At 65.8% G+C, this 12509-nt stretch carries 9 protein-coding genes; 4 read left to right on the forward strand and 5 right to left on the reverse strand.

All coding sequences use genetic code 11. The features are described from left to right. Window positions 1-407: 407 nt before the first annotated feature. On the forward strand, window positions 408-1223 hold the full coding sequence (gene dsbG / locus T31B1_RS12090) for a thiol:disulfide interchange protein DsbG (protein WP_353249762.1): 816 nt from the start codon (window positions 408-410) through the stop codon (window positions 1221-1223). 263 nt (window positions 1224-1486) lie between these two features. Further along, the gene (locus T31B1_RS12095) at window positions 1487-3304 is read left to right on the forward strand and encodes a putative bifunctional diguanylate cyclase/phosphodiesterase (protein ID WP_353249763.1); all 1818 of its coding nucleotides are present in this window, start codon (window positions 1487-1489) and stop codon (window positions 3302-3304) included. A gap of 4 nt (window positions 3305-3308) precedes the next feature. Here T31B1_RS12095 and sbcB read toward each other — a convergent pair whose 3' ends face one another. The 4 genes from sbcB to T31B1_RS12115 all read right to left on the reverse strand — a co-directional run bounded on the left by sbcB (window position 3309) and on the right by T31B1_RS12115 (window position 9012). Then, window positions 3309-4751: an exodeoxyribonuclease I gene (gene sbcB / locus T31B1_RS12100; RefSeq protein WP_353249764.1), complete on the reverse strand. Its 1443-nt coding sequence runs from the start codon at window positions 4749-4751 to the stop codon at window positions 3309-3311. Then, window positions 4751-6649 (reverse strand): ATP-binding cassette domain-containing protein, encoded by a 1899-nt coding sequence (locus tag T31B1_RS12105; protein WP_353249765.1) that lies wholly within the window; start codon window positions 6647-6649, stop codon window positions 4751-4753. Before T31B1_RS12105 ends, sbcB begins: the two co-directional genes overlap by 1 nt. 51 nt (window positions 6650-6700) lie before the next feature. Beyond that, on the reverse strand, window positions 6701-7588 hold the full coding sequence (locus tag T31B1_RS12110; protein ID WP_353249766.1) for a DMT family transporter: 888 nt from the start codon (window positions 7586-7588) through the stop codon (window positions 6701-6703). A gap of 92 nt (window positions 7589-7680) precedes the next feature. Then, window positions 7681-9012 carry a DEAD/DEAH box helicase gene (locus T31B1_RS12115; RefSeq protein ID WP_353249767.1) on the reverse strand — a complete coding sequence of 444 codons (1332 nt, stop codon included), beginning with the start codon at window positions 9010-9012 and terminating at the stop codon, window positions 7681-7683. Between the two features lie 296 nt (window positions 9013-9308). Here T31B1_RS12115 and T31B1_RS12120 point away from each other — a divergent pair, with 296 nt between their 5' ends. Then, complete coding sequence (locus T31B1_RS12120) at window positions 9309-10397, forward strand: CNNM domain-containing protein (RefSeq protein WP_353249768.1); 1089 nt, start codon at window positions 9309-9311, stop codon at window positions 10395-10397. Window positions 10398-10415: 18 nt separating this feature from the next. Here T31B1_RS12120 and T31B1_RS12125 read toward each other — a convergent pair whose 3' ends face one another. Then, complete coding sequence (locus T31B1_RS12125) at window positions 10416-11378, reverse strand: LysR family transcriptional regulator (RefSeq protein ID WP_353249769.1); 963 nt, start codon at window positions 11376-11378, stop codon at window positions 10416-10418. Between the two features lie 200 nt (window positions 11379-11578). Between T31B1_RS12125 and T31B1_RS12130 the strand changes: the two genes are divergently transcribed. After that, window positions 11579-12508 (forward strand): alpha/beta hydrolase family protein, encoded by a 930-nt coding sequence (locus tag T31B1_RS12130; protein ID WP_353249770.1) that lies wholly within the window; start codon window positions 11579-11581, stop codon window positions 12506-12508. Window position 12509 lies beyond the last annotated feature (1 nt).

Raw genomic sequence — 12509 nt, forward strand, 5'->3', positions numbered from 1 at the left:
GGTCGCTGAACACGGCCACGCCGCTGCCGCGGCGCGTGTACAGGATGATGTCGTGCCGCGTGGAGATCGGCAAAACGCGCTTGCACGCGCTGGCCGATGTCGCGGGCAGGCGGGGCGGCCCGATCGTTGGCGCCGGCGTTGGCCGCGAGAAGCGGATTCGTCGAGGCATGCAGTTGCCGCGCCAGCCAACGGGAATCCAAAGTGGTCGGTGGTGCGTGTATGCGTGCGGCCCGTCCGGCGACCGGGCGTCGCGGATGGCGCGCGGGGTCGGCTACGCTTGTGGGCGCCGGGACGGGTGCACTGAAACGCGCGATCTCGCCGGATCCGGCATCGTCAGGCCTGCTACAGTTCCCGCGCCTGGTAACCCGATGCCATGTTCGACGCCTGGCTATGCTGGAGTGATGCAAATGTCGAAAAAGAGAATCCCGAACGGCCGAACCGCCCTCGTCGGTGCGGGCCTGATCGTCGCCACGCTGGCCGTTCACGCCGAACCCGGTGCGACGTCGGCCCCGGGCGATGTACCGCCCGTTCTGCAACAGGCGGTCGACGGCGGCACTCTCACCATCGTCAAGCAGTTCGAGACCGATGTGCCGGGCATGACCGGCTATGTGATCAAACGCGGTGGCAAGCATCAGATCGTCTACGGTGAAGGGGGTTATCTGTTCATGGGCCAGCTGGTCTCGCCGGAGGGCAAGAACCTCTCGGCCGACTATGCCGATCGGTATGTGCCCAAGCCCGATATCGCCAAGATAGTCGATCAGTTGAAGCAGACCGGCCAGCTCATCCAGCAAGGCCCGGACGATGCACCGCTGATGTACGTCTTCGCCGACCCGAACTGCACCTACTGCCATCGGTTTTACGAGCAGGCCGCACCGCTGGTCGAAGCCGGTACGCTTCAGCTCCAGTGGGCCATGGTCGGTTTCGTCAAGAAGTCGAGCATCGGCCGTGCGGCTGCGATTCTGGCTGCCGACGATCCAGCATCGGCGCTGGCGAAGAACGAGGCCGGGTTCGACGAGTCGACCGAGGACGGCGGCATCACCGCATTGGATCCGGTGCCGGCCGAGCTCGAAAAGACGCTCGATGCACACGCTCAGCAGATGGCCGCCGCCGGCGGGACCGGGACGCCGACGCTGCTCTATCGGAAAGACGGCCAATGGGTGGCCAAGGTCGGCGCGCCCGGCACCGCCTGGTTGCAGGCGTTCATCGACGAACAGAAGCACTAGTCGCTCCGAGCCGAGGCGGATCGATGTCTGTACGGGCGCACCATCATGCCCGGGCGGTGTTCATGCGGTTGAATCCGGCGCTTGTGGAATCGGCGTATCAGTCGTCAAAGACCGAGAGTTCTCGGCCTAGCGCGCACATCGGTCGAACCGTCACGCGATTGGTCGGATAAAAGCTCGTCGGACGCCTGCCGATAGTGGGTCGGCTGCGGGGCGGTCCCGCGCGTGTGTTCATTGTGTCGGCTCTACGGGGCGGGTGGGGTGTCATGGCTGAAGTGCTGAACGAAGCGGAGCGCTTGCAGGAACTGCGGTCGCTGGATCTGTTGGATACGCCCTCCGAAGAGCGTTTCGACCGGTATACGCGGCTGATCGCCTCGGTGCTCGAGGCCCCGATGGCACTGGTCACGTTGGTCGATCGGCATCGTCAATGGTTCAAGTCGGCTCATGGCATCGATCGGTGCGAGACGTCGCGCGAGGACTCGTTCTGTACGCATGCGCTGGCCGACGGCTTTCTCGAGGTGGCCGATACGCGACGCGATGCTCGGTTCCGGAACACTCGGCTCGTGACCGGCCCGCCTCATATCCGTTCGTATGTCGGCGCCGTGCTGCGAGGGCGCACGGGCCAGCCGTTGGGTACGCTGTGCGTGCTCGATGTTCTGCCCAGACGCTATTCGGCGGTACAACGGTCGCATCTGAGAGCGTTTGCGCATCTTGTCGAAGAAGAGATCAACCGCCACGTACAGTTCGAGTCCTGGTCGCGTGCGCTGCAACGGCGCGCGCTGCGCGACGAGACCACGGGGTTGCCGGGCGTTGCGCTGTTCGAGGAACTGCTGACCAGCCTGGTCACACAGGCGATCTCTCAGACACGCCCCATCGGGCTGGTACATTTTCATCTGGCCAATTTCGAAGTGTTGCATGCGCTGGTAGGCCAGAGCGGCAGCGTGCGCGTGCTCCGGATCGTGGCGCGCCGGCTGCGCCAGAACGTACGCGCCGATGACCGGATCGGCATGCTCGGCCCCGATCGCCTGGGCCTGGCGATGACCGGCACCGGCCACCCCAGCGAATCGATCGAACGCGTGACGCGCCTGTGTCGCATTCTGAGTGCACCCATTCGTATCGACGGGGTCCGTCTACCCATCGATATCCGGGCCGGTATCAGCCGCGCCCCGGACGATTCGACGGACCCGCGCAGCCTGATCGGTCACGCGCGGACGGCCGCCGCCGCTGCGGCCGAGGTATCGTCGGCGGTGCGGGCGTACTCGCGTGACGCACACCGCACGACGACCCGTAATCACGAACGTCTGTACCGGTTGGCCGAAGCACTGAGTGTCGACGGACTGGACCAGGTCTATCAGCCGATCCTGGACGGCATGAGCGGCCGTATCGTGGGCGTGGAGGCACTCGCGCGCTGGACCGACGGGCGCCACGGACCGGTCAGCCCGGCCGAGTTCATCCCGCTGGTTGAGGCTGAACCGGAGCTGCGCCGCCTGCTGACACGTCGTACGCTCGATCGCGCCTGCGCTCAGCTGGCGGACTGGAACAGCCATATTCTGACCCGCTCGCTGTATGTCGCGGTCAACGTCCCCGGGGCCGAGCTCTACTGCGACGACTTCACCGAGCTGGTGCTGACGATCATCCGTGCGCACGGGATCGCACCCTCGCGGGTGGTGCTCGAAATCACCGAGAAGAGCGTGATCACCGACATCGATACCGCGGCACGTTCCATGCGCGCGCTGCGCGAACACGGGCTGCGATTCGCCGTCGACGATTTCGGGACCGGCTATTCGTCGCTGCGTTATCTCCAGCAGCTGCCCTTGGACATCCTCAAGATTGATCGAAGCTTCACCCAGCTGATCACGCACGACAAGACCAGCCATGACCTCACGGCCAGCATGCTGCAGATTGCGCGTACGCTTGGCCTGGCGGTGATCGTCGAAGGCGTGGAAACCACCGAGCAGTACGAGCTGCTGCAGCGTATGGGCGCGGACAATCTGCAGGGATATCTGTTCGGCCTGCCCGAGACCGCGGCGGCGCTGAGTCGGCAACTGGCCGGCCTCGCCGGGGTGGCGTCGTTCGCCGGCTGAGTGCTTAGATCAGCGCGCGCAGCTTGCCGCTCCAGGCTTTCAGGTCCAGCAACAGCTGCAGCTTGGCCGGCTCGCCCTGGACGTGTTCCATCAGGCGCGCGATGACCTCGTCGTAGTCGTCCAGCGTCAGCCCGCCGTCCGGAGCGAATTCCAGACGCTTGGACAGCCAGTTATTCCAGTCGTCGCGTTCGGCATCAGCCAGTGTTTCGGGGTAGTGACGGGCGCGGTAGCGGAACAGCAGTTCGTTGAGGCGGTTGTCTGAGAATACGATCGCGCCCTCGGCCAGTTCGGCCGCCGAGGTACGGCGGACTTGGTCGGCGAGCTTGCGGTCGTCCTTGTCGACGAAGCCGTCGTAGAGGGCCGCCTCGGCGTCGCCGTCCGGCTCGAAGCGGTGCGCCTCGAACACGGCGGTGGCCTTGACTTCGACTTCCGCGAGCTGATCGTGGATCGCTTTCCAGTTGCGCCGGCACTGGTTGATATCCAGATGCAGGCGTTCGGCCTCGGCCTCGCGCATCATCTCGAACGGTGCGAGCACCGGGCATTTGTTCAGATGCACGCCCTTGAGCGCCACGCGCGGCGTGTCCTCGGGCAGATCGGCCGTCGGCGTGAAGATGCGCTCGTAGATCTCGTCGGGCGCCAGCTCCAGCAGCGGGGCCGGATCGACGCGCAGGTCGTAGACGATCACACAGTTCTTGTTGGTCGGGTGCGGCGCGATCGGCATCACCGGCGACAAGCAGCCGTTGCTGGCCGGGAATTTGGACGACACATGCAGGGCGGGCTTGCGGCTGTCCATGTCCAGCAGCTTGCGGGCGCTGTGCTTGTCGCGATGGCTGACGACGTAGTCGTACAGCTTGGGCTGCTTGTCACGGATCAGCTTTGCCAGGCCGATGGTGGCGTGGACGTCCGACAGCGCGTCGTGGGCCCGTTCCTGGGCCAGGTTGTTGGCCGGGGCCAGCTGGTCGAGCTTGAAGCTCGGCGCGCCGTCCTCGCGCAGGGGCCACTCGATGCCGTCCGGGCGCAGCGCATAGGCCAGGCGCACCATGTTGATGATGTCCCAGCGCGAGCAGCCGTTCTGCCACTCGCGCCCGTACGGGTCGAAGAAGTTGCGCCAGAGGGTATGGCGGGTGACTTCGTCGTCGAAGGCCAGGCTGTTGTAGCCGACGCTGCAGGTGCCGGGCTCGGCCATCTCCGCCACGATGGTCTCGATGAACTCGGGCTCGGGCACGCCGCGCTCGAGTGCTGCCTGCGGCGTGATGCCGGTGATCAGCGTGGCCTCGGGGTGGCCGAGCATGTCGACCGGCGGCTGGCAGTAGAGCACCACCGGCTCGCCGATGATGTTGAAGTCGAGATCGGTGCGGATACCGGCGAACTGGGCCGGCTTGTCGCGCCGCGGGTCGGCGCCGAAGGTTTCGTAGTCGTGCCAGAAGTAGGTTTCGGTGGCCGCCATTACGCCGCGCTCGCTTTCTGAGCTTCGAGGGCCTCGGCGTTCTCCATCCACACGGCTTCGGCGGCGTCGAGCTGCTTGCGCAGCTTGCCCTGTTCCTGGGACAGGCGCGCGATTTCGGTCTTGTTGCCGTAGACGCTCGGCTTGGCCATCTCCTTCTCGATCGCCGTGATCTTGTCTTCCAGCCGGCCCATGTCGGCCTCGGCCTGCTTGATCGCCCGCCGCAGCGGTTTTTCCTTCTCGCGCTGGGCCGCCGCATCGCGCCGGTTGTCCGCGCCGCTGCCGCCGGCGGTGGTCGCCTTCTTCGGCTTGTCGCCGCCTTCGCGGGCCGCGTTCTGGCGCGTGAGCCACTTGGCGTAGTCGTCCAGATCGCCGTCGAAGGGGGCAAGCGAACCGTCGTCGACGCGCCAGAGCTGGTCGCAGGTGGCATCGATCAGGTGGCGATCATGGGCAATCATGATCACCGCGCCGGTATAGCCGGCCAGTGCCGTCTCCAGCGCGTGGCGCATGTCCAGGTCGAGATGGTTGGTCGGCTCGTCGAGCAGCAGCAGGTTGGGTTTCTCATAGACCACCAGCGCCAGCGCGAGCCGCGCCTTCTCGCCGCCGGAGAACGGGGCGATGGGTTCCAGCGCCTTGTCGCCGTGGAAATCGAAGCCGCCGAGGAAATCGCGGATCTCCTGTTCGGAGGCGCGCGGGGCCTGGCGCTGCAGGTGGGTGGCCGCACTGGCGTTGTCGTCGAGCACTTCGAGCTGGTGCTGGGCGAAATAGCCGATCTTGATGTACTTGTCGTGCTGGACGTCGCCGCCGATGGGGGCGAGCTCGCCGGCCAGCAGCTTCATGACCGTGGACTTGCCGGCGCCGTTGCGCCCGAGGATCGCCAGCCGGTCGCCGGGTACGACGCGCAGCTTGATGTCCGATACGAGCGGCACGCCGTCGTAGCCGGCCTCGGCGGCGTCCAGCCGCAGCAGCGTCTCGGGCAGGCGATCCGGTTGCCGGAAGGCGAACGAGAACGGCGTATCCCAGTGCGCCGCCTCGACCTTTTCCATGCGCTCCATCTGCTTGAGCTTGCTCTGCGCTTGGCGGGCCTTGGTGGCCTGGGCGCGGAACCGATCCACGAAGCCCTGCAGCTGGGCCAGCTTCTTCTGCTGGTTCTCGTAGGCCGCCTGCTGCTGCAGCTTGGCCTCGGCGCGCATGGTCTCGAACTCGGAATAGTTTCCGGTATAGAGCACCGCACGCCCGCCTTCCAGATGCAGCGTGTGGCTGGTCAGCGCGTCGAGGAAATCGCGGTCATGCGAGATGATGATCAGCGTGGCCGGATGAGAGGCCAGATATTCCTGCAGCCAGAACACCGCATCCATGTCGAGATGGTTGGTGGGCTCGTCGAGCAGCAGCAGGTCGCAGCGGCGCATGAGCGCGGCGGCCAGGTTCAGGCGCATGCGCCAGCCGCCGGAGAACGAGTCCAGCGGCGCGTAGTGGGTTTCGGGCGCAAAGCCCAGGCCGTGCAACAGGCGCGCGGCACGGGCGACGGCAGCATAGCCGTCGATCTCACCCAGGCGGCCGTGCAGTTCGGCCATGGCGTGGCCGTCGCCGTCTTCTTCGGCTCTGGCCAGTTTCGCTTCCACCGCGCGCAATTCGCTGTCGCCGTCGAGTACGAACTCGATCGCCGGCTGTTCGCCGGCGGGTGAGTGCTGGCGCACGGTGGCGATATCCAGGTTCGGCGGAATCTCGATGTCGCCGGAGTCGGCCGACAGCTCGCCGAGCATCAGCGCGAACAGGCTGGACTTGCCGGTGCCGTTCTGGCCGACGATGCCGATACGCTGTCCGGCCTGGAAACGTACGTTGACGTTTTCCAGCAGTTTGCGGGAGCCGCGGCGGAGTGTGAGGTTCTTGAGAGCGATCATGGGCGTAATTGTAAAGCAAGGGCGTGCGGCGGCCGGTCGCCGACCGCTTGTCTATGGGTTGGTCGGGCCTCGAAACGCCAGCAGCATGCTCACGCCGACGGCCACCGCCGCAGTGCCGGCCAGCTGGGCCGCGCCGATGGAGGTGCCCAGCCAGGCCCAGCTGCCGATCATCACCACCACCGGCAACCCGTTGAGACTGATGGCCGCTACCGTGGGCCCGACCGAGACCACGGCCCGGTTGTAGATGATGAACGCCACGAACGAGGGCCCGAGGCCCAGATAGGCCGCACCGGCGAGCGCGTCGTTCGATCCGTGCCATGGCATGCCAAGGACCGCGTGTTCGATCAGGGCCAGCGGCAGCAGGCAGATCACGGCCGAAGCGGTCAGCGGCACCATGGTGGAAAAGATCGGCAGCCCTGCCAGCCCGCGGCGGGCGAGTTGGGCATAGACGATCCACGCGCCGATCGCCGCCAGCATGAGGCCATCGCCCACGGCCATATCGGCCAGAATCGTCCACGGCGCGCCGCGGGCGACCACGACCGACGCGCCTACCGCCGAAACGAGCACGCCCAGCCACGCACGCCGACCGAGCCGCTCGCCGGCGAACAGCCACATCACCGACGCGGTGGCCACCGGAATCATCGCTTCCATGACCGCCACGCTGGTGGTATCGGTGGTATGCAACGCCGCGTAGAGCAGCGCATTGAACAGCCCGATGCCGCTCGCGCCGATGACGAACAGACGTACGCCACGCGCATAAAAAAGCGCGCGATGACGCCAGGCGGCTGCACCGAAGCACAGGCTCGCCGCCAGACAGGCGATCATCGAGCGCGCCAGGGCCAGGGTGAACGGAGCCAGCGCATCCGCGGTAGCCTTGCCGACCAGGATATTGCCGGCAAACAGCATCACCACCACGATCAACAGCGCTGCCTCGCGCATTGGATCCGACCTATGCGACGTGTCTCGCCCGACGATCGGCCCGGCCGTTCGGCCGGCCGCGCCGTCGATCATCCGCCGCTAACGGGTGGCCCCTAGTTGGCACCACCGCCCGAACGCTGGCCGCCGCGCTTGCCGCGACGCGGCTTGCGGCGGCGCCCGGCCGGATTGGCCTTGGGCGCTTCGCCGCCGGCGTTGGCTCGGTTGGGGCCACCGCGACCGCCGCCGCGCTTGGGCGGGCGATTGCCGCCGCCGTTGTCGCGCCGCGGGGGCCGATCGTCTTCGGGCTCGTCGTGGCCGGCCGAACGGAGATCGATACCTTCGACGACCATGCGCTCGATAGAGCTGCCGATCAGCTTCTCGATGTCCTTGAGATACTTGCGTTCGTCGGGGCCGACCAGCGAGACCGCTTCGCCGGCCGAGCCGGCACGGCCGGTACGGCCAATACGATGCACGTAATCCTCCGGCACGTTCGGCAACTCGTAGTTGACGACATGAGGCAGGGCGTCGATATCGATGCCGCGGGCGGCGATATCGGTGGCCACGAGGACACGCAGCGTGCCGGCCTTGAAGCCGTCAAGCGCCTTGGTCCGAGCGTTCTGCGACTTGTTGCCGTGCAGGGCGGCCGCACTCAAACCATCGGTCTCGAGTTGTTTGACCAGTCGGTTGGCGCCGTGCTTGGTCCGCGTGAACACCAGCACCTGCGACCAGTCACCGGTACCAATGAGATGGCTGAGCAGCGCGCGCTTGCGCGACTTCTCGACCATCACGACCTTCTGATCGATACGGTCGGCTGTGGCGTTGCGCGGGGCGACGTCGATCTCGACGGGCTTGTGCAGCAGGCTTGCGGCCAGCTTGCGAATATCCTTGGAGAAGGTCGCCGAGAACAGTAGCGTCTGCCGCTTGGCCGGCACATGCTTGAGCACGCGCTTGATGTCGTGGATAAAGCCCATGTCGAGCATGCGGTCGGCTTCGTCGAGCACCAGGGTTTCCAGACCCGACAGATCCACGTTGCCCTGCTGAAGATGGTCCAGCAGCCGGCCGGGCGTGGCGACGATGATGTCCACGCCCTTGCGGAAGGCCGAGATCTGCGGCTGGTAGCCCACGCCGCCGAAGATCACGGTGCTGCGCAGGTGGCCGCCGCGGCCGTAGGTCTTGACCGACTGTTCCACCTGCGCGGCGAGTTCGCGGGTCGGCGTGAGCACGAGCACGCGCGGCTTGGTGGCCGTGTCCTGGCCGAGTCGGTGCAACAGCGGGAGCGTGAAGGCGGCGGTCTTGCCGGTGCCCGTCTGGGCGGCGGCGAGTACGTCCTGGCCTTCGAGAACGGCCGGTATGGCCTTGGCCTGGATCGGCGTGGGCGTGCTGTAGCCCTCGGCGGCGACCGCCTCGAGAAGCGACGGCGCCAGGCCGAGTTGATCGAACGACATAAGAGTTCCTGATTTGACTGCGGCGATTCGTGAATCACGACACCGGCTGCCGCATGGCATGATGGCGTGGCAGACGCAGTCGAAACCGGGACACTTCATGTAGCCGGGCACTGCGACGGGGTGTGGTGGTGGCCGCCGGTTGGCGCAGGATGCGCGACAAGGGTTGGCCAAGCCGATCAGTATACGCGCCGGGCCGACGCTTGGACAGCCGGGGTCGAACCGAACGCCGTCGGGTCTGTCTCATTTGTTCGTATCGTGCGCGTCGGCGCGCGATCCACCGTCAATCCGGATGCTTCATGCTGCTGCTGTTCTTCTATCTGTTTCTTGCCCTGGGCGTATCGTTCTTGTGTTCGATTCTCGAGGCGGTGCTGCTGTCGATCACCCCGTCGTATATCACGCTCGTCGAACAGAACCATCCGCGTGTGGGTGCACGGCTGAAGACGCTCAAGGACGACGTGGATCGACCGCTGTCGGCGTTGCTGAGCCTCAACACTATTGCCCACACCGTCGGCGCGGCGGGCGTGGGGGCACAGTCGCAGGTGCTGTTCGGCAGCGGCTATCTGGCGATTACCTCGGCACTGGTCACGCTCGGTATCCTGGTGGTCTCCGAAATCATCCCGAAAACGCTGGGGGCGACCTACTGGCGCGGGTTGGCACCGTTCGCGGCGGTGGTGTTGCGCTGGATGGTGATCGGGCTGTATCCGTTGGTGGTGCTGTCGATGGGCATCACCCGGCTGCTTACGCCGAGCGAGCGCGAACCGGCATTCTCGCGCGCTGAATTCGCGGCCATGGCCGATCAGGGGGAAGCCGAGGGCGTGTTCGCGGTCGAGGAGTCGCAGATCCTGCGCAATCTGCTGCATTTCGAATCGCTGCGGGTCAAGGATGTGCTTACCCCCAGGGTGGTGATGGTCGCCTTCCATGAATCGGCCACCGTCACCGAGGTCTTCGATACCCTCGGACGCCGCCGGATCTCGCGTCTGCCGGTGTTTTCCGACGAGAACGAGGACATCACCGGCTTCGTGCTGTTGTCCGAGGTGCTCATCGAGATCGCACGCGATCGGCACGATACGCCGCTGTCGGCGATCAAGCACGATGTGCTGGTGGTGCCGGAGACGCTGTCGCTCTATGGGCTGTTCCGGAATCTGCTCGAACGCCAGCAGCAGCTGGCCGTAGTGGTCGACGAATACGGCGGCATCGTGGGCGTGGCAACCATGGAAGACATCGTCGAGACCATGCTTGGCATGGAAATCATGGACGAAGGCGATGCCGTGGAGGACATGCGCGTCATGGCACGCCAACGCTGGCTCAAGCGCGCACGAAAACTCGGGCTGGTCAGCGAAGACGACGAGCGTATCGAACGCGCGGCCGGCCGCGCGCCGGGTTAGCGCGGCCCGGTACGCATATCACGACTGAGCGGAATCGTCGGGCGTCGCGTCGATCGGCCGTATCGAGGCCCGGTCCTCGGGGCTGCGTTGGCGGATATCGGCTACGGCTTCGCGCATGCAGTCGACGAATAGCCGGGCGGCCGGCGACAGCCCGTCGCGCTCGGTATGGACATAGCCGAACGAGACCCAGCGTTCGGGTGTCAGCGGCCGCATCACCGCGCCGGTCATGTCGATAGACGGCGCGCATAGCCGGTCGAGCACGGCTACGCCGGCGCCATCGCGAGCCATCTGACAGGCCAGTAGCGACGAGCTGCTCTGTACTGCATGGCGTGCTTCCACACCGCCGGCCTGCAGGAAGTTATCGATATGGTCGCGCCAGACCTGGCCGCGACCGAGCCCGAGCATGGGTTGGCTGGCCAGGTCTCCGGCGCTGATCTCGGCCCGGGCGGCCAGCGGATGATCGGCGGCCATGAGCGCTTCGGCACGGACCATCACCAGGGGCCGGGCGACGATCTCGAGTAACGAATGCGCCACGGGCAGCGAGATTACGCCCAGATCGTAGATGCCGACACCGAGCTGTTTTTCGAGCTGGGTACGCGAATAGACATCCACCTGAATCTCCATGTCGGGGTGGTGTCGGCGCATGCGCACCAGCGCGGGCGCAACCAGCCCCTGACCGATGCGCGCCGCCGTGATCACCCGGAACCGCTGGGCGCGCCGCGTGCGTATGTCGGCGGCGATCCGTGGTATTTCATCCAGACCGGAGACGATGTGCTCGGCTTCACGGAAGAAGCGTTCGCCTTCCTCGGTGAGCAGCAGGCGGCGCCGCGAACGATGAAACAGGGCAATACGAACTTCGGCCTCGAGCTGCGAGATCAGGCGGCTGGCGGCTGGCTGGCTGATATGCAGCGACTGCGCCGCCGCCGACAGCGACCCCTGGATGACGATCTGGCGAAACAGACGAAGGGCCTTGATATTCATCGTTCATACCTCCGGCAACCCGCGGCGCTCACGCAAAAAAACAACGAATGATCCGATAATCGCATCAATTGATCGACTATTTCTATTTCTGAAATGAAAAGGGCTTTGCTAGCGTCCGAACATCGCGACGGCCCGGGCAGTCGCCGAGGGAATAACAAGCCGTCCTGCCGCGGCGGTGCGAACGACAAAGGGGAGAACGCATGAAACGTGTCTTGTATGCACTGCTGCTGTGCCTGACCGCGCCCTGGGCGCTGGCCGCCTCGGCCGGGGGGCTGGCCACGGGGGCCGGCCAGTACCAGTACCAGGATCCGGCCACTCAACGGCCGGTAACGGTCTACTACTACAAGCCGGCAGGCTATCGTCCCGACACGCCGGTGGTATTCGTGATGCACGGCTTGCGCCGCAATGCCGCCGAATATCGTGACAGCTGGGCCGGCTATGCCGAGCAGAACGGTCTGATGGTGTTGGTGCCCTTGTTCACCCGTGACCCCTATCGGGGCGCCGCCGGCTACAACCTCGGCAACGTCTTCCACCCGACCAACAGTCTGGAGGCCCGTGGCCGAGCCAAGCCCGAACGGCTCAATCCGCGGCCGCTGTGGGCGTTCACGCTCGTCGAGCGCCTGTTCACCGATTTCAAGGCCCAGCGCGAGGTCAACGACAACCCGCGCTATTACCTGTATGGCCACGGGGCCGGCGCCCAGTTCGCGCATCGCTTCGCGCTGTTCATGCCGAACGCACACGCCGAGCAGATCATCGTGGCCAATTCCGGCTGGTACACCATGCCGGATGCCTCGATCGAATGGCCATACGGCATCGGCGGTGTGCCGTTCATCGACCAGGCCATGCTTAAGTCCTTCTACGGCCAGCATGTGCTGTTGCTGTCGGGCGGCGCGGATACGGCGACCTCGAATACCGTGATGCGCCAGAACCGCTTCACCAACGCGCAGGGCCCGCACCGCCTGGCTCGGGCCAAGAACTATTACGCGTTTGCCCGGGATCGGGCCGCCGCCTTGAATACACCGTTCAACTGGCAGCAGTGGACCGTGCCGGGCGTGGGCCACAGCGACAGCCAGATGGCCCCGTTCGCTGCCCGCTATATCGCCACCATGGCGAACATGAGCGCCAACTAGC

This window comes from Salinisphaera sp. T31B1, assembly GCF_040361275.1.
GTDB lineage: Bacteria > Pseudomonadota > Gammaproteobacteria > Nevskiales > Salinisphaeraceae > Salinisphaera.

What these genes read in the sequence shown, in the direction of transcription:
- dsbG (WP_353249762.1), top strand. Translation starts at nt 408, where the DNA reads ATGTCGAAAAAGAGAATCCCGAACGGCCGAACCGCCCTCGTCGGTGCG.
- T31B1_RS12105 (WP_353249765.1), bottom strand. Translation starts at nt 6,649, where the DNA reads ATGATCGCTCTCAAGAACCTCACACTCCGCCGCGGCTCCCGCAAACTG.
- sbcB (WP_353249764.1), bottom strand. Translation starts at nt 4,751, where the DNA reads ATGGCGGCCACCGAAACCTACTTCTGGCACGACTACGAAACCTTCGGC.
- T31B1_RS12115 (WP_353249767.1), bottom strand. Translation starts at nt 9,012, where the DNA reads ATGTCGTTCGATCAACTCGGCCTGGCGCCGTCGCTTCTCGAGGCGGTC.
- T31B1_RS12095 (WP_353249763.1), top strand. Translation starts at nt 1,487, where the DNA reads ATGGCTGAAGTGCTGAACGAAGCGGAGCGCTTGCAGGAACTGCGGTCG.
- T31B1_RS12125 (WP_353249769.1), bottom strand. Translation starts at nt 11,378, where the DNA reads ATGAATATCAAGGCCCTTCGTCTGTTTCGCCAGATCGTCATCCAGGGG.
- T31B1_RS12130 (WP_353249770.1), top strand. Translation starts at nt 11,579, where the DNA reads ATGAAACGTGTCTTGTATGCACTGCTGCTGTGCCTGACCGCGCCCTGG.
- T31B1_RS12120 (WP_353249768.1), top strand. Translation starts at nt 9,309, where the DNA reads ATGCTGCTGCTGTTCTTCTATCTGTTTCTTGCCCTGGGCGTATCGTTC.
- T31B1_RS12110 (WP_353249766.1), bottom strand. Translation starts at nt 7,588, where the DNA reads ATGCGCGAGGCAGCGCTGTTGATCGTGGTGGTGATGCTGTTTGCCGGC.